At 72.0% G+C, this 16,739-nt stretch carries 17 protein-coding genes; 11 read left to right on the top strand and 6 right to left on the bottom strand.

Translation table 11 applies throughout. The features are described 5' to 3' along the window. The first annotated feature begins 157 nt into the window (after positions 1–157). The 4 genes from MED15_RS32735 to MED15_RS32720 all read left to right on the top strand — a co-directional run bounded on the left by MED15_RS32735 (position 158) and on the right by MED15_RS32720 (position 3,638). Positions 158–1,201, top strand: a complete 1,044-nt coding sequence (locus tag MED15_RS32735; RefSeq protein WP_244220658.1) for a LacI family DNA-binding transcriptional regulator — start codon at positions 158–160, stop codon at positions 1,199–1,201. A 2-nt stretch (positions 1,202–1,203) separates the two neighbouring features. Then, the gene (locus tag MED15_RS32730) at positions 1,204–1,407 is read left to right on the top strand and encodes a hypothetical protein (protein WP_244220657.1); all 204 of its coding nucleotides are present in this window, start codon (positions 1,204–1,206) and stop codon (positions 1,405–1,407) included. Between the two features lie 98 nt (positions 1,408–1,505). Beyond that, a complete protein-coding gene (locus tag MED15_RS32725) occupies positions 1,506–2,963 on the top strand; it encodes a serine/threonine-protein kinase (RefSeq protein WP_112589679.1) in 1,458 nt (485 codons plus the stop codon). A gap of 33 nt (positions 2,964–2,996) precedes the next feature. Continuing rightward, positions 2,997–3,638: a histidine phosphatase family protein gene (locus MED15_RS32720; RefSeq protein ID WP_112589677.1), complete on the top strand. Its 642-nt coding sequence runs from the start codon at positions 2,997–2,999 to the stop codon at positions 3,636–3,638. On the opposite strand, the gene MED15_RS32715 is transcribed toward MED15_RS32720, so the two are convergent. From MED15_RS32715 to MED15_RS32695, 5 genes are read right to left on the bottom strand one after another with little or no spacing between them, the layout of a single operon-like run. Next, positions 3,628–4,152 carry a GNAT family N-acetyltransferase gene (locus tag MED15_RS32715; RefSeq protein ID WP_112589674.1) on the bottom strand — a complete coding sequence of 175 codons (525 nt, stop codon included), beginning with the start codon at positions 4,150–4,152 and terminating at the stop codon, positions 3,628–3,630. The genes MED15_RS32720 and MED15_RS32715 overlap by 11 nt on opposite strands. Positions 4,153–4,161: 9 nt before the next feature. Next, on the bottom strand, positions 4,162–4,662 hold the full coding sequence (locus MED15_RS32710) for a DinB family protein (protein WP_112589671.1): 501 nt from the start codon (positions 4,660–4,662) through the stop codon (positions 4,162–4,164). Between the two features lie 45 nt (positions 4,663–4,707). Further along, positions 4,708–5,148, bottom strand: coding sequence for a VOC family protein (locus tag MED15_RS32705; protein ID WP_112589668.1), 441 nt, complete (start codon positions 5,146–5,148; stop codon positions 4,708–4,710). Further along, entirely contained in the window at positions 5,145–5,978 is an 834-nt protein-coding gene (locus MED15_RS32700) for an MOSC domain-containing protein (RefSeq protein WP_112589664.1), read from the bottom strand. Before MED15_RS32700 ends, MED15_RS32705 begins: the two co-directional genes overlap by 4 nt. A gap of 9 nt (positions 5,979–5,987) precedes the next feature. Continuing rightward, the gene (locus MED15_RS32695; protein WP_112589842.1) at positions 5,988–6,716 is read right to left on the bottom strand and encodes a carbon-nitrogen hydrolase family protein; all 729 of its coding nucleotides are present in this window, start codon (positions 6,714–6,716) and stop codon (positions 5,988–5,990) included. Positions 6,717–6,798: 82 nt separating this feature from the next. Between MED15_RS32695 and MED15_RS32690 the strand changes: the two genes are divergently transcribed. The 5 genes from MED15_RS32690 (at position 6,799) to MED15_RS32665 (ending at position 12,138) form a co-directional block, all read left to right on the top strand. Continuing rightward, positions 6,799–7,581, top strand: a complete 783-nt coding sequence (locus tag MED15_RS32690; RefSeq protein ID WP_112589661.1) for a DedA family protein — start codon at positions 6,799–6,801, stop codon at positions 7,579–7,581. A gap of 87 nt (positions 7,582–7,668) precedes the next feature. Further along, positions 7,669–8,841 carry a sensor histidine kinase gene (locus MED15_RS32685; RefSeq protein ID WP_225855404.1) on the top strand — a complete coding sequence of 391 codons (1,173 nt, stop codon included), beginning with the start codon at positions 7,669–7,671 and terminating at the stop codon, positions 8,839–8,841. Beyond that, entirely contained in the window at positions 8,832–9,476 is a 645-nt protein-coding gene (locus MED15_RS32680) for a response regulator (protein ID WP_112737852.1), read from the top strand. The genes MED15_RS32685 and MED15_RS32680 overlap by 10 nt, the downstream gene beginning before the upstream one ends. An 874-nt stretch (positions 9,477–10,350) precedes the next feature. Beyond that, positions 10,351–10,911 (top strand): hypothetical protein, encoded by a 561-nt coding sequence (locus MED15_RS32675; RefSeq protein WP_112589210.1) that lies wholly within the window; start codon positions 10,351–10,353, stop codon positions 10,909–10,911. A gap of 807 nt (positions 10,912–11,718) precedes the next feature. After that, entirely contained in the window at positions 11,719–12,138 is a 420-nt protein-coding gene (locus MED15_RS32665; RefSeq protein WP_091406692.1) for a protein-tyrosine phosphatase family protein, read from the top strand. Positions 12,139–12,290: 152 nt separating this feature from the next. On the opposite strand, the gene MED15_RS32660 is transcribed toward MED15_RS32665, so the two are convergent. Then, complete coding sequence (locus tag MED15_RS32660; protein ID WP_112737850.1) at positions 12,291–14,585, bottom strand: ATP-binding cassette domain-containing protein; 2,295 nt, start codon at positions 14,583–14,585, stop codon at positions 12,291–12,293. A gap of 166 nt (positions 14,586–14,751) precedes the next feature. Here MED15_RS32660 and MED15_RS32655 point away from each other — a divergent pair, with 166 nt between their 5' ends. Both MED15_RS32655 and MED15_RS32650 read left to right on the top strand, forming a co-directional pair. Beyond that, positions 14,752–15,480 carry a MerR family transcriptional regulator gene (locus MED15_RS32655; RefSeq protein ID WP_208646762.1) on the top strand — a complete coding sequence of 243 codons (729 nt, stop codon included), beginning with the start codon at positions 14,752–14,754 and terminating at the stop codon, positions 15,478–15,480. 47 nt (positions 15,481–15,527) lie between these two features. Further along, positions 15,528–16,736 carry a D-alanyl-D-alanine carboxypeptidase family protein gene (locus tag MED15_RS32650; protein ID WP_112737848.1) on the top strand — a complete coding sequence of 403 codons (1,209 nt, stop codon included), beginning with the start codon at positions 15,528–15,530 and terminating at the stop codon, positions 16,734–16,736. Positions 16,737–16,739 lie beyond the last annotated feature (3 nt).

The following is a 16,739-nucleotide window of genomic DNA, read 5'->3' as shown; positions in this document are numbered from 1 at the left end:
GTGGACCGGCGTCAGCCCGCCTGCCCTGACCGCTGAGGCCCCGATGGGGGACTTCCAGCCCACGTATTGACCGATGCCGACCGGCCGGGCTAGTCTCTGTATCGATACAGACTGGATCGATACAGAGAGGTGCCGGGTGAAGCCAACACTGCAAGCCGTGGCCGACGCCGTCGGCGTCTCGCGCAGCACCGTGTCCAACGCCTACAGCCGCCCCGACCAGCTCTCCGCCACCCTTCGCGAGCGGATCCTGGACGCCGCACGGCAACTCGGGTACCCGGGCCCCAACCCCACCGCGCGCTCCCTGCGCCGAGGTTTCGTCGGGTCGATCGGGGTGCTGTTCACCTCGCAACTGTCGTACGCCTTCACCGACCCGTTCGCGGTCCGCTTCCTCGCCGGTGTCGGCGCGGCGGCCGAGCGGCACGGCACCAGCATGCTGCTGGTGCCGCTGCCTCCGGCGGTGACCGACGCCCGGCGGGCGGTGGAGAACGCCGCCGTCGACGGGTTCTGCGTCTACTGCGTCGCCGACGAGGAATGGGCGTTGGACGTGATCCGCCAACGCGGGCTGCCGTTCGTCAGCACGGCCGCCCGCGACGACGCCGGCGCCGACGAACGGTTCGTCGGCATCGACGAGCGGGCTGCCGCACGCAGTGTCGCCGCGCACGTCGCAGGGCTCGGGCACCGTCGGGTGGCGCTGCTCGCCGACTCCGTGCTGCCCGACGCGCCGGCCGGCCCGCTCACAGTGGCCGGGGTCGACCAGGTGCCGCATCCGACCACCCGCGGTCGGCTCAGCGGGTTCGCCGACGCCTTCGCCGAGGTCGGTCTCGACTGGGCCGAGCTGACACTGGTCAACGTCCCCGGCAACAGTCGCCCGGCGGCAGCCGCAGCCATCGCCGGGCTGTTCGACCAGCCCGCACCGCCGACCGCCGTGCTGGCCGGCTCCGACGTCCTTGCGCTCGGTGTGCTGGACGCCCTGGCCGCGCGGCCTGCCCATGATCGTCCCAGCGTCTCGGTGACCGGCTTCGACGACGTCCCCGAGGCCGCCGCGGCCGGCCTCACCACCGTCCGGCAACCGGCTGAGGAGAAGGGCCGGATCGCCGCCGAACTGCTGCTCGACCCGCCCGCGGACGCCGCGGCCGGTCACGTGTTGCTGCCCACCGCACTCGTCGTCCGGGGCTCCACCGGACCTGTCCCGAGGAGTTGACCATGGAACTTCCCACCGGATACATCACCGCGCTCGACGTCATGAACCGGCACGTCAACTCGGCCCGACCGAACGCCCCGGTCCAGGTCGAACACCCCCGCCGGGCCCTGCTCGCCCCGACCCGGCAGGCCACCGCCCTCGCCCTGCGCCGGCTCGCCGACCGCATCCAGCCGCGACCGCTGCCCGGCACCCCGCGCTGCTCCTGACCCGCACCAATCCCATTCCGGTACGCACGGGACGAACAGTGTGGGTCCGGGCACGCAGAGTGGTCGAGTGCGGTGTTACCAGGCAGACTGGTGAAGCCATGTCACCGCTCACGCCCACTCTCCGCCTCCACGACCGCTACGTACTGCATGAGCGGATCGGTCTCGGTGGCATGTCCGAGGTGTGGCGAGGCGACGATGAGGTGCTCGGGCGGCCGGTCGCGATCAAGGTGCTCGCCGGGCAGTTCGCCACCGACCCACAGTTGCGGGCCACCATCCAACGCGAGGCCCGCGCGGCCGCCCGGCTGACCCACCCACACGTGACCCAGGTGTACGACTACGCCGAGGCGACCCTGGCCGGCGGCGTAGTGGTCCCGTACCTGGTGATGGAGCTCGTCGACGGTCACAACCTGGCCGACCGGCTGCGGACCGGGCCCCTGCCCTGGCCGGAGGCGGTCCGGGTGGCCGGGCAGATCGCCGCCGCGCTGGCCGCCGCGCACCGCATCGGCGTCGTGCACCGCGACGTCAAGCCCGGCAACGTCATGCTCACCGATACCGGCGCCAAGGTGCTCGACTTCGGCATCGCCGCGCTCGGCGGCCTCGACAGCCAGTCCGGTGAACCGCTGATGGGCACCCCCGCCTACTTCGCCCCGGAACGGCTGAAGGCCGGCCCGCCCGACCCGGCGAGCGACGTGTACGCCCTCGGCGCACTGCTCTACCGCACCCTCACCGGGCAGGCGCCACTGCCCGTGCAGAGCTGGGAGGACGCGCTGGAGGTGCACCGGCGGGGCACCCCGGTGCCGCCGCTGCGGGTGCCCGGCCTTCCCGCCGACATCGCCGAGCTGACCGTCGCCTGCCTGGCCGCCAACCCGGCCGACCGGCCGAGCGCCGCGCACCTGGCCCGCCGCTTCGGCGCCGGTCAGCCGGTCGAGCCGCCCACCGAACTGCTGCGCATCCGGCCGGCCGCCCACCCGCCCACACTGATCGACCGGTCGGTGGTGGCCCGCCCCGTCCCGGCAACCGCCGCAGCGGCCCGACGTCGGTCGCGTCGGCCCCTCGCCGCGCTCGTCGCGGCCGTGCTCGCCATGCTGATCGGCGTCGGCGTCCTGCTCGCGGAGGATCCGTTCGGCAACCCGGGCACACCCGACCCGGCCGAGATCGCCGCCGCGCCGTCGACCTCGGCACCGGCCCCCGCGCCCACGACGCACTCGCCGACGCCGACCGCACCGTCCTCGCCACCCCCCGCCGCCAGCACCGCGCCCTCGACCGTCGGGCAGCAGCTACCGGTCAGCTTCCGGGAGGTGAGCAGCGAGTTCGCCGCCGTCCTCGCCACAGCTGTCGCCCGCGGTGACGTCGAACGGAAGACCGCCGAAGATCTGCGCGACGACCTCGCCGACCTCAACCGCCGGACCAGGGACCGCGCCGAGCGTGTCGCCGACCTACGGGACCACATCGCCGAGCTGGTGCGGCGGGGCCGCCTATCAGCGCAGACGGGCGCGAAACTGGACGCTCTGCTCGCGCGGGCCGACAGCTTCTCCACCAGCCGTACGGACGACTGATACCTCTGTCGATACCGCTGGCATGATGTCCCGATGCGGACACGTCTGATCTTCGTGCGACACGGCGAGTCGGTCCACCAGCTCGAAGGAATCGTCGGTGGGCCACGTGGCTGTCGGGGCCTCACCGCCCTCGGCCACGAGCAGGCACACGACCTGGCCAACCGGCTCACCGGCGAGGTCGCCGCCGACGGGCCGGTGGCGGTCTACTCGTCCGTGCTGCGCAGGGCCGTCGAGACCGCGCAACCGATCGGCGCGGCGTTCGGCGTCCGACCCGTGGCCGACTGTGGTCTCTGCACCTGGCACACACCCCCGTACGCCGACGGCCTGCCGACCGCACTCTTCCGCACCGACCACGCGGTGGCGGGTGGCGGCGTGTTCCGACCGTTCGAGGAGGGCAACGAGAGCTGGGCTGAACTGGTGGTCCGCGTCAGCCGCGCGATCATGGAGATCGCCCACCGCCACCGGGGCTCCACAGTGGTCCTGGTCGGCCACAGCGAGACAGTCGAGGGCGCGTTCCACGCGCTGGCCGCGCAGCCGGTCTTCCGGGCGTTCGACCTGGACGTGCCCCCGGCCTCGATCACCGAATGGACCACCGACCACGACCCCGGCGGTTGGCCGCCGGCCCGCTGGACGCTGCGTCGCTTCGCCGACACCGGGGGGTGGGCTAGAGCGTGATCCAGTACCGCCGGGCTGGGCCGAGTTCGGTGTCTCGGATGTCCTCGAGGACGCCGCCGAGGCGTTCGATCGTCTTCGCCGACGCGGTGTTGTCCGCCTCGCAGGCGAGCAGCACCCGATCCAACCCGAGCGCTCGGGCCTCGCCGAGCATCCGGTCCAGTGCCCAGGTCGCCAGCCCGCGGCGGCGGGCGGACGGGCGGATGCCGTATCCGATGTGTCCGCCAACCCGCAACAGGTAGTCGTCGAGTTCGTGTCGCAGCGCGATTCCGCCGAGGACCCGGTCGTCCTCGACGATCCATCGGTACGTGCACCGCACCCGACTATCCTCCAGCGGCCCGTCTGGACCCGACCGGTCGGCCAGCCGGGTAACCCAGGTCGCGAACCCGTCCGGCGAGCGCACCTCATCGGTCGACTGCAGACCGAAACCGTCCTCGTGGAGGCCGGGACCCCACTCGTCGTGCGCCTCCAGCCAGGCGGCGTGCAGGCGGACGGCGGGCGCGACCAGCTTGGGCATGCGGCGGTGCTAGTCGGCGGCCAGGATCTGCTCGCGCAGGATCTCCGCGTGCCCGCAGTGCTGGGCGAACTCTCGCAGCACGTGCAGGTAGACCCAGCGCAGCGGCAGCGGGCCGCGCCGGTTGCCGCGAAGCAGGTCGTCGAGGCCCAGGCTGGACGTGGCGCGGCGGGAGGCTTCGCAGGCTTCCCGGTGCGCGCGCTGAACGGTGGCGATCGTGTCGCCGTCGTCGAGGATGAACGACTCGTCCGGCGTGGCCGGGATGCCGATCTCGGCGCGTGACCGGCACGTGACGGCCTCGTCGAACCAGACCTTCTCCACGAACGCGGCGTGCTTCACCAGACCCAGCAGCGTCGTCCGGGACGGCACCAACGACCGGCGCGCCTGCTCCTCGGTCAGCCCGTCCAGGTAGCCGTTGAGCGCCTTGCGGTGCTCGTCGATGAACGCCTCGAACTGTGCCTGCGCTGACTGGCCGACGACATCATCGGCGAAGGTCGGAGGAAAGGAGGTCATGCCCGAAGCATTCCAAGGTCATCGTCGACGCGCAAACACCATTGCTCAGCCGAAGGAGAGAAGAGCGCCGCGCTCGTCGAAGCGGGCGGTGCCCGCCCACGCGATCTCCCAACGGTTGCCCTCCGGGTCGGCGATGTAGCCGGAGCGCCCACCCCAGGACCGGTCGGTCGGCTCCGCCACCACCGTCGCGCCCGCCGCGACCGCCGCTTCGAACGCCGTGTCGACCTCGTCGCGGCTGTCGACGTTGCAGGCCAGGGTGACCCCCGACCAGCCACCGGCCGGCGCGGGCACGCCCGGCGCCGCCTCGGCGGCCAACTCCGGTAGTGGGAAGAGCGCGAACAGCACACCACCGAGCAGAAAGGCCGACCAGCCGTCGTCACTGGCCGGCAGCTCGGGCCAACCCAACGACCGGTAGAACGACCGCAGCGCGGCGACGTCGCGTGCTCCCAGGGTGACCACGGACAGTCGGGAGGGGACAGTGCTCATGGGCCGACCGTAACCTGGTCGCCGTCCGCCACCCGCCCGGACCGGACCACGGTGGCGTACGCGCCGACACACGGCTGGGGACCCATTCCTGGTAGGGGTTCGATCCGGTTGAGCCGGGCGGGCACCCGCAGCGCCTCGGTCTCGCGGGGCAGCGGGCCGTGCGCGAGCGTGGGCACCGCGCAGCGCGGCGTCGGGGCGAGCACGGCAAGCACCAGGTCCGGGCCGACGCGCAGTTCCCGGCCGACCCAGCCGTTCTCGGCGAAGGCATCCGTGCCCGTGTCGAGCACCAGGTTGGGCCGGTAGCGTTCCAGCGTCCCCGCCCCGGGCGGCAGCTGCCCGGCGATCCGGTCCAGGGTCGCGGTGGTGACCAGGTGGATCGGAGCGAAGTCGAAGAAGGTGCCGGGCAGCACCGACCCGAGCCGGCTCTCGTCGGCCGGGACCTCGTCGGTGAGGCCGGCGGCGAGCACCGCCTCCGGGTGCGAGCGCAGCAGGGTGGCGCCGGGCGGTACGGCGTCGACGAGGGTCACCGGGCGGCCGACCGCAGCGCTGAGCGCCGTGTCGATGTCGGGGTCCTCGACCGACAGGTGTCGGCCGTCGGGCACTGTGATCCGTACCGGATCGGTCACCCCGCCGGTCGCTCGTAGCGTGAGCAGGTCGCGCCAGCGATGGGGTTGCTTGGCGCTGGCCACCCGTCCACTGGCCCGATCCAGCAGCGCCAGCACGCGGTCACCCGCGACGCCGGTCTCGCCGATGTCGGCGGCCGAGGTCCGCTCTCCGAGCAGTGACTTCACCGGGTACCGCCGCAGCTGCACGACCCGTCCGGAGATCATTCCGTCACCCTAACCGCGCCCGCCGCCGCCCCGGTCGGGCGACGTGAGGCTGGCACTGACCGACTCGCCCGGGTCGGTGCCCGCGCGGGCGTACACCTCGCCGTCCGGCGTCCAGACGCCCGACCGCCCCGCCGCCTCGGTGTAGCCACCGCCGGTCGACCCGGCGAAGCTCGCCACCGCCACCCAGACCTGGTGCGCGGTGGTGATCCGGTGCACCCGCTGGTCTATCACGGCGGCGTCGCGGGCCGACTCCAGGACGCCCGCCGCGTACACGTCGATCCCGAGCGCGGCCGTCCGGTCCGCGTGCGCGGCCACGCCAGTGTCCTTGCAGATCGCCAGCCCCACCCGCCAACCGTCCACATCGAGCACGACCGGGGCATCGCCCGGCCGGAACCGGCGGGCCTCCGCGTCCCCCAGCCACATCTTCCGGTACGCCACCGTCGCACCGCCGCCGGTCACCGCCAGCATCGCTATGTGGTCGCCGGTGACCGGCGCACCGGCCAGGGCCAGCGCACCCGCCTCGGCGCACGCCTCGACCAGGGGCGCCAACCGCGGGTCGTCGACCGACACGACCGGCGCGTCCAACTCGTACCCGGTCAGCGACAGCTCCGGAAAGACCACCACCCGGGCGCGCGCCGCGCGGACCGCGGCGGCGTGCGCCCGCGCGTTTGCCGCGACATCCAGGGGTACGCACGGCGGCTGGACCACCGCGAGCCGCAGCGGGGTGCGGCTTTCCACACCCCCACCGGTGTGGTCGACCCGCGCGGTCGGGCGGTCGGCCCCATGGTCGACTCTCAGGATGACTTCGTAACGTGGGCGCATGATTCGAACGTCCCACGCCGTGTTCGCCACCGGAACCCCCGCCGCCGCAGCGGAACCACCACAGGACGGGATCGTCGGCTACGTCACTGACCTGGTGGAACGACTCGGCGGGCCGGGTGCCGGTCTGGCAGTGGCGTTGGAGAACCTCTTCCCGCCGATCCCCAGTGAGGTGATTCTGCCGCTGGCCGGGTTCGTCGCCGCGCAGGGACGGATGAGTCTGGTCGGTGCGATCTTCTGGACCACGCTGGGTTCGGTGGTGGGCGCGCTCGCGCTCTACCTGATCGGCGCGGCCCTGGGGCGCGACCGGATGCGCGCCATCGTCTCCCGGCTTCCGCTGGTCAAGCTCAGCGACGTGGACCGGACCGAGGCGTGGTTCCTGCGGCACGGTGTGAAGGCGGTCTTCTTCGGCCGGATGATCCCGATCTTCCGCAGCCTGATCTCCATTCCGGCCGGCGTGGAGCGGATGCCGGTGACCACGTTCCTGCTCTACACCACGCTGGGTAGCCTGATCTGGAACACCACCTTCGTGCTCGCGGGCTACCTGCTGGGCGACAACTGGCACCTCGTCGAGGGCTACGTCGGCACGCTCCAGAAAGTGGTGATCGTGGTCTGCGTGGCGGCGGCCGCCTGGTTCGTCGGGTCCCGCGTGCTGAAGGCCCGCCGCGCCGCCCGCAACCCCGAGCCGACCGAACCCGAGCAGAACGCACTGAACGGGATGCCCGACCCGGGCGGTCGCGGCACCCTCTACCGAAGCGGATCGTGGGCCTCCGACGAGCGCTAGCCAGCCCTTGTCTTCTACTTCACCCCACGCGCCACCGGGTCGCTTGCGGGCGGGTCAGACGACGCAGAGCAAGGGGGAACAGGCGTGATGCGGAAGGCGGGCGGGGTGGTGGCGGAACGGCGAACCGGCAGGTGGTGGCTCCGGCTGCCGCTCGGCGTCGCCGTCGGAATCGTGACGGCCGCCGTCGAGTTCGCCTTCCTCGCCGTCGCGACCGTCGCATCCAGCGTGCGCCCGGTAGCGCCTGCGGCCGGCCGTCGCGTTGCTGGCCTGACCGACCGGTACGGGGAGCGGCTGGTGCGGATGGAACATCGCCGCCTCGCCGGGCTGCTCGCTGCGGAGGATCTGCCCGCGCCGAACACCGTGGCGACCCGGCGGCAGCTCGGCTACCTGGCCGCCCGACTGTTACCCGGCACGCTCGGCCTGCTGGCGTACGCCGTGCTCGGCGTCGGCCTGGTGCTGGCCGGGATCGTGCTGCGCGCGGCGGTGCGCGGAGAGCTGACCCTCCTCGACGCCCTGTCCCAGGTCGGCGTCGGGGCGGTGCTGCTACTACTCAACGTTCAGGCCGTTGCCAGCATCGCCGCGCTGGACATCCGGCTGGCGCGACGACTGCTCGGGCCGGGAAGTCGGGCCGAGCTGACGCGGCGCGTCCATGAGCTGACCACCAGTCGGGCCGGGGTCATCGCCGCTGTCGACGCCGAACGGCAGCGCATCGAACGCGATCTGCATGACGGACTCCAACAGCGGCTGGTCGCCCTCGGCATGCTGCTCGGCCGGGCCCGGCGCGCCCGCGACGCCGATCGCACACACGCACTGCTCGCCCAGGCCCACGAGGATGTGCAGCGGGCCATCGAAGAGTTGCGCGAGGTGGCGTGGCGGGTCTACCCGTCAGCGCTGGACGACAGCGATCTGGGCGAGGTCCTGGCCATCGTCGCCCGCGGATCCGAGGTGCCGGTGCGGATCCGCTGCGAGCTGCCGGTCCGCCCCGAGCGGCAGGTCGAGACGGTGTTGTACTTCGTGGCCTGCGAGGCGCTCACCAACGCCGCGAAACACGCCGCCGCTACCCTGGTCACGGTCGATATCGGAGTACGGGATGGGTGGATCCGGATGCGCGTACATGACGACGGCGTCGGCGGGGCGGACCCGACCGGACGCGGGTTGTCCGGGCTCGCGCGACGGGTCGCCGCGCTGGACGGCCGGCTGCTGGTGACCAGCCCGGCCGGCGGTCCGACGACAGTGCTGGCGCAGCTGCCGTGCGACTAGTCCTCGCCGAAGACTCGACACTGCTCCGGGAGGGCCTGACGCGGCTGCTCGCCGACGAGGACCACGAGGTGCTCGCGGCGGTCGGGACCGCCGACCAGCTTGTCGAGGCGGTCGAACAATCCCGTCCCAACGTGGTCGTCACCGACGTCCGGATGCCACCCAACCACACCGATGACGGGCTACGGGCCGCCCTGGAGATCCGTCGTCGGTGGCCCGACACCGGCGTCCTCGTGCTCTCCCAGTACGTGGAGCGGCGTTACGCCGGGCGGCTGCTCGCGGACCGTCCCGAGGGAGTCGGCTACCTCCTCAAGGACCGGGTCGCCCAGGTGGACGACTTCCTCGACGCACTTGACCGGGTCGCCGCCGGAGGAACCGCCCTCGACCCGGAGGTGGTCCGTCAGGTGGTGGCCGGCTCGGACCGGCCCGACCCGTTCGGTCGGCTCACGCCCCGGGAACGGGACGTGTTGCACGAGATGGCCCAGGGGCACACGAATCTCGCCATCGCCCAGCGGCTGCATGTATCGCAGAGCGCGGTCGAGAAGCATGTCAACGCCATCTTCGACAAACTCGACCTCGCGCACACAACGGGCTACAGCCGACGAATCCTCGCAATCCTGCGCTACCTGGGCACCTGACCCGCCGAGCTCGTAGGCGGCATACGGGCCGCCCCCGGCATGGGGGATCGGAGGCCGTGCACGGGCCTCCCGGGCCCGGGACGGCGGGGATCGGAGGCCGGACACGCGGGCCAGGCCGGGGTGCAGGATCGGAGGCCGGACCGTGGGCCAGGCCGGGGTGCGGGATCGGAGGCCCGGCATGCGCGGGCCGGGACGGCATGCAGGATCGGAGGCCCGGCGTGCGCGGGTCGGGCCCAGCATGATCGACTCGGGTTTCATGATGTCGGGGTGTCCGGGCGTCCGGGATGCCCCGACTTCCGTGAACCCGAGTGGATCACGCGGGCGAGAGGCGATTCGACGCCTTGGGCCCGGTGTTGTGTGGGTGGTTTGTCCGTTGGTGGGGGTGTGTGGGTGGTGACTGGGCGCACCCGTGGGCTGGAATCATGGCTGGGTCGGGGTCGTTACATACCCTGACGATCGCAGTACCACCGACCCGCCGCCCGACCCCTGAGGGTTGGTCGCGCAGGCCGGAATGCCAGCCTCCACCCGGTCGTTACAGTCCCCATCAACGACCGACTGCGGGCACCGCCTTGATGAGGGTGCCGACGGGTGGGCCAACCCCGGAATGACCCCGGCCCCCCGGTCGTTACAGTCCCCACGAACGACCACCTGGTGCCGCCCCGATCAGGGTGCCGGTGCCCGGCAGATGGGTCGACCCCGGAATGACCCCGGCCCGCCGGTCGTTACACAGGACCCGGCGCCACGAGCCCCACGCTCGTAGGCAGCCGACCCCAAGACTTTCCCCTTTGTTAGTGCAGCGCCGGACGAGGTGCTCACACCCTGCCGCCGCCCCCCTTGGCGGTGCGGGTGTTCTACCCCCGAAGGAGCTACCCCCATGAACACGATCTTCCGTAAGAGCATGCTGTCTGTTGCTGGTCTCGCGTTCGCCGGCGGTGTCTTCGCCGGTCCGATCGCCGCCCACGCCAACCCGGTCGACGCCAAGCCCGTCGCCGCAGCTGTGCAGTCGGCAGCGCCGAAGCCCCAGGGCGAGCAGTCCCACATCAGCCTCAACGACGAGCAGACCGCCAACGTCAAGGCGATCATCGCCGCCACGAAGAAGGCCGGTCTCCCGGAGCGGGCCGCGGTCATCTCGATCGCGACGAGCCTGCAGGAGTCGAAGCTGGAGAACCTGGGCCACCTGGGCGACATGAACGACCACGACTCGCTGGGCCTGTTCCAGCAGCGCCCGTCCAGTGGTTGGGGTACGCCGGAGCAGATCACGAACCCGGAGTACTCGACGACCGCGTTCCTCAAGGGCCTGAAGCAGGTTGACGGGTGGCAGGACATGCCGCTGACCGACGCCGCGCAGACCGTGCAGGTGTCGGCCTACCCGGACGCCTACGCCCAGTGGGAGCAGCAGGCCACCGACCTGGTCGGCCAGCACTGGAACAGCTGACCCGCGACACATCGCAGAACCAGCGCACTAAGCACCACCGCACGACACCGACCGCTGGCCGGCATCCCCAACCCGGGGTGCCGGCCAGCGGCACTTCCGTTTCCGTGGGACAAGGTCGCTGGTCGCGGACGTCGCGACGCCGGCCGGGAGCGGACGCTGCGGCGCCGGGTGCCGTTTCCGTCCGGTAGGCACCTGGTCGCTGGTCGCTGGTCGCCGGTCGCCGGTCGCCGGTCGCCGGTCGCTGGTCGTTGGTCGTTGGTCGCGGACGTCGCGATGCCGGCCGGGGCGGATGCCGTGGCGCCGGGTGCCGGCCGGGGGTGGATGCCGCGATGCCGGCAGGTGCCCGTCGGAGGTAGTTGGCGGGTCGCCGGAAGCGGATGGCGGGTCGCCGGAAGCGGATGGCGCGGTCCGGTTGGTGGCTGCCAGCAGATCTTGGACAGTTTCCGTTCCGCGTGAACGGAAACTGTCCAAGATCTCGTGGGTTGCGGCCGAAGCGCGCCGCGATGGTGGGTGTCGTGGTCGCGAGTCGACCGGCGTGCAGCCAGCGAGGGAACCCGGCGGCGGGACGGCCCAAGCGGGTGCGGGAACAACGCCGGGTGCGGGCTGGTTGTGGACAGTGTCGGTGTGACTCAGTGTCCCCGGGCCTCACCTAATATCGCCCTCGCGGAATACCGTTCGGCTGGAGCCGCGTCGTGCCACTCGCCGAGAGGCGACCTGCACACCGACACCAGCGCCGCCCCCGGCCCACCGGCCGGGGGCGGCGCTGTCTGTGCTCATCCGTCAAGAGCGTCGCGGCACAATGGCCGGGTGACTGACGCACAGCCGTGGTCCGAGCAGTCGGGCGTACTCGTACTCCCCAGTGGGGCGACGGTCCGCGGACGCCGCGTCGCTGCCGCGACCTCGCCCGCCGACTTCGCCGTGCTGCTGGCACCCGGTCCGGAGCCGGCCTGGCCGCACCGGCGGATCCGGTGGCCCGATTTCTGGGTGCCGCTCGACCGCGCCGAAGCCCTCGACGTCCTACGGGAGGCGCTGCGACGGGCCCACGACGGTGAACGTGTCGAGGTGGCCTGTCGGGGTGGGGTGGGCCGTACCGGAACGGCCCTGGCCGCGCTGGCGATCCTCGACGGTCTGCCGGTCGAGCGGGCGGTGCCGTGGGTGCGGGCCGGCTACCACCCGAAGGCGGTGGAGACCCCCTGGCAGCGGCGCTGGCTGCGCCGCGTCACCTGACACTGCCGTCGGAGCGCCGCCGGCCGGACCGCCGGTGCTCGTGCGGGCCACCCGTGACGCCGCGTCGGCCGGCCGCCGCCGCTGGAACCGCCGGACCACAGCCGCTCGTGCCGGCACCTCGCCGCTGTGCTCCGGCAGGTAGCGGGGCAGTGTCAGCCCTGGCCGATCACCGCCGGGTCGTTGACGTACTCGCGGAGGTGCTTGGCGGTGAGGGTGTCGCCGGTGGCGACCAGCTCGGCCGGTGTGCCGGTGAAGACGATGCGGCCACCGTCGTGACCGGCACCGGGGCCGAGGTCGATGAGCCAGTCGGCGTGTGCCATGACCGCCTGGTGGTGCTCGATGACGATCACCGTGTTTCCGGCGTCGACCATCCGGTCGAGCAGGGCCAACAGTTGGTCCACGTCGGCCAGGTGCAGGCCCGTGGTCGGCTCGTCCAGGACGTAGGTGGTGGTCTTCTCGGCCAGGTGGATGGCGAGTTTGAGTCGTTGCCGCTCCCCGCCGGACAGGGTGGTCAGCGGCTGGCCGAGGCTGAGGTAGCCCAGCCCGACGTCGACCAACCGGCCGAGGATGAGGTGCGCCGCCCCGCTGGGGAAGAACGCGTACGCCTCGGTGACCGACATGGTCAGCACCTCGTGGATGTTCTTGCCGCGCAGCGTGTACGTGAGCACCTCGTCGGTGAAGCGCCGCCCCTCGCACCGTTCGCAGACGCTCGCCACGCCGGCCATCATCGCCAGGTCGGTGTAGATGAGGCCGATTCCCTTGCAGGTCGGGCAGGCGCCCTCGGAGTTGGCGCTGAACAGCGCGGCCTTGACCCCGTTGGCCTTGGCGAAGGCGGTGCGGATCGGGTCGAGCAGCCCGCTGTAGGTGGCCGGGTTGCTGCGTCGTGAGCCACGGATCGGGGACTGGTCGACGATGACGACCCCGGACCGGCCGCGCAGCGACCCGTGGATCAGTGAACTCTTGCCGGAGCCGGCCACGCCGGTGACCACGGTGAGGACCCCGAGCGGGATGTCCACGTCCACGTCGTGCAGGTTGTGCAGGTCGGCCTGGCGGATGGCGAGCTGCCCGGTGGGTTGGCGTACCGCCTCGCGCACTGTCACCCGGTGGTCCAGGTGCCGCCCGGTGAGCGTGTCGGAGCGGCGCAGGCCGGGGATGTCGCCGGTGAAGCAGATCCGACCACCGTCGGTGCCGGCGCCCGGTCCGAGGTCGACCACGTGGTCGGCGATGGCGATGGTCTCCGGTTTGTGTTCCACCACCAGCACGGTGTTGCCCTTGTCGCGCAGCCGCAGCAGCAGGTCGTTCATCCGGGCGATGTCGTGCGGGTGCAGGCCGACGGTGGGTTCGTCGAAGACGTACGTGACGTCGGAGAGGCTGGAGCCGAGGTGGCGGACCATCTTCACCCGTTGCGCCTCGCCGCCGGAGAGGGTCGCCGACTCACGGTCCAGGCTGAGGTAGCCCAGACCGATCTCGACCAGGGAGTCCAGCAGGTCGCGAAGGTTGGCGACGAGCGGCGCGGCCCCCGGGTCCTCGACGGTGCGGACGAACGCGGCCAGGTCGCTGATCTGCATGGCCGAGCAGTCGGCGATGTTGAGCCCGGCGATCCGTGACGACAGCGCCGCCGCGTTGAGTCGGGTGCCGCCGCAGTCGCCGCAGCTGGTGAAGGTGACCGCCCGGTCGACGAAGGCGCGGATGTGCGGTTGCATCGACTCGCGGTCCTTGGACAGGAGGAGCCGCTTGACCTTGACGGCCAGACCCTCGTACGTCCAGTTGTTGCTGCCCACCTTGATCTTGGTGGCTGGCTTGTGCAGGAAGTCCTCCCACTGTTGCGGGGTGAAGTCCTGGAGTTTGACGTCCGGGTCGAACAGGCCGGAGCCGACGATGGTCTGCCAGTACCAGGAGTCGACAGCGAAGTTGGGCACGGTGATGGCGCCGTCGTTGAGGGAGCGCTCGACGTCGACCAGTTCGTTGACGTCGAGGTCGGAGACGCGGCCCAGCCCTTCGCAGGTGGGGCACATGCCTTCGGGCAGGTTGAAGCTGAACGCCCCGGCACTGCCGACGGACGGCTGGCCGAGCCGGCTGAAGAGGATCCGCAGCATGGCGTACGCGTCGGTGGCGGTGCCGACGGTGGAGCGGGAGTTGACCCCCATCCGTTCCTGGTCGACGACGATGGCCGCGCTGAGGTTGCGCAGCGAGTCGACGTCCGGACGGTTGAGGTTCGGCATGAACGACTGGAGGAACGCGCTGTAGGTCTCGTTGATCATGCGCTGGGATTCGGCGGCGATGGTGCCGAAGACCAGCGACGACTTGCCCGACCCGGAGACACCGGTGAAGACGGTCAGCCGGCGTTTGGGGATGTCGACCGAGACGTCGGCAAGATTGTTCTCCCGCGCCCCGCGTACCTCGATCATGTCGTGGCTGTCGGCGGCGGACCATGCTGGCTGCGACATACGAACCCTTCACGGAATCGTGGCGGGACCTCGCCCCGCCGAGCACTGGCGGGTTCCATTGTCTCATTCATCCCCATGTAGAGAGTTTCGCCGAGATCCCAGCGCAGGGCTCAGCAGCACGTCCAGGAAAGTCTCAAATCACGTCGTAAGCGGTACGGTGACTCGCGTGGACGTCGCCTCGAAGGATCGGCTGCGCGCCGTGGACCTGGCGGCCACCGTCGGGATCTCGGTGCAGCAGGTGCGCAACTACGTCGAGTTGGGGGTGCTGCCCCCGGTGCGCCGCACCGCCAGCGGCTACCGGATCTTCACCAGTGAGCACGCCCGGGCGCTGACCGTCGCGCGGCGGTTGGCCGAGGGGCACGGCTGGAGCCGTACCCGGGAGATCATGGCGGCGGTGCACACGGGTGACCTGCCGGCGGCCCTGGCGGCGCTCGACGGCGGCCATGCCGAGCTGGACCGGGAACGCGCCGAGATCCGCCGGGTGCTCGGCGCCTTCGAGACCGTGCTGGCCAGCCCACCGGCGGCCCGACCCGCGCCACGCCACCGCGCCCGCATCGGAGAGGTCGCCGCCCTGGTCGGGGTCCGGACCTCGCAGCTGCGGCTGTGGGAGGAGCGCGAGCTGCTGCGGCCGGGCCGCACCCCGGGCACCAACTACCGGGTGTACGACGAGGCGGAGCTACGCGCGGCGCAGGTCATCGCGTTACTGCGCCGGGGCGCGTACCCCTTCGAGATCATCGCCGCGGTGCTGGGCGAGCTGCGGACCACCGGCAGCGCCCAACGGGTCCGCGCTGAGCTGGCCCGCCGCGAGCAGGAGCTGCACACCCGCAGCCTGCGCCGGCTGCGGGGCAGCGCCGCGCTGCACGACTACCTGCGCGGTCGCGGCGACGCGGGTTGACCGGCATCCCGTCCCGCGGGGCGATCCTCCTGACTAGGGTCGGGCACATGAGAGCTGCGCTGCTGGCGGCCACGACGTGCGCCGTCCTGCTCGCTCCGGTGCCGGTCGGTGCGACGGGAGCGTCCGCCGCGCCGACGGTGCGCTGCCCCCGGGTCCCGGTGCCGGCGGCGTCCCGTCCACCCCGGCCGTCGCCCCCACCCGCCGTCCCCGAACAACGGGTGGTCGGCGGCGCGGCGCTGGACACGGCCGGCCTGGTCGTGCCGGCCGGCGTCGCCGCGCTGCCGAGGGTCACCGCCACGTCGTGGCTGGTCGCCGACCTGGACAGCGGCCAGGTGCTCGGCGGGTGCGGCCCCCACGAGTACGGCACACCGGCGAGCGTGCAGAAGCTCCTGCTGGCGGCCACGATGCTGCCCAAGCTCGACCCGAAGCAGACGGTCACCGTCACCGAGGCGGACATGAACATCGAACCCGGCTCCTCGGCCGTGGGCCTGGTCGCGGGCGGCCGGTACACCATCGAGACCATCTGGCTCGGGTTGCTGCTCAACTCCGGCAACGAGGCCGCCAACGCGCTGGCCCGACTGGGCAGCGGGACGGACAGCGCTGCGGGCGTGCGCGCCATGAACGAGCAGGCGCACCACCTAGGCGCGCTCCAGACGCACGCGGTCACCGCGTCCGGGCTGGACGGCAAGGGGCAGTTCACCAGCGCGTACGACCTGGCGCTGATCGCCCGGGCCTGCTTCGCCGAGCCGACCTTCCGCCGGTACGCGCTGACCGAGCAGACGTCGATTCCGGCCCAGCCGGCGCAACGCACCAAGGGCTTCGAGATCCAGAACGAGAACCAGCTCATCTACCGGTATCCGGGGGCGCTCGGCGGCAAGACCGGCTTCACCGACCTGGCCCGGCACACCTACGTGGGGGCGGCGGAACGCGGCGGACGGCGGTTGGTGGTGACCCTGCTGGGCGCCGAATCGGCACCGGTGCGCGGCTGGCAGCAGGGCGCGGCCCTCCTGGACTGGGGCTTCACGCTGCCCCGGGACGCCGCCGTGGGTCGACTGGTCGAGCCCGGCGAGCTGACCGCCACCCCGTCGGCGGCGCCGTCCGTGCTGGCGGCACCCGGCGCGCCCCGACCGGCGGCGGCCAGCGGGCCCGCGCGTACCAGCTCGGAGTGGCTCTGGTCGGTGACCGCGGTGAGCGGCGCGACGGTGGTGGCGTTGTTGGGCGGCCTGCTGTGGCGGCGTCGCCGCCGGATGCCCTGACGG

The sequence above is a fragment of the Micromonospora noduli genome (assembly GCF_003264475.1).
Lineage (GTDB): Bacteria > Actinomycetota > Actinomycetes > Mycobacteriales > Micromonosporaceae > Micromonospora > Micromonospora noduli.
The sequence above is the reverse complement of the archived record's forward strand: the minus strand, read 5'-3'. Positions and strand labels throughout refer to the sequence as shown.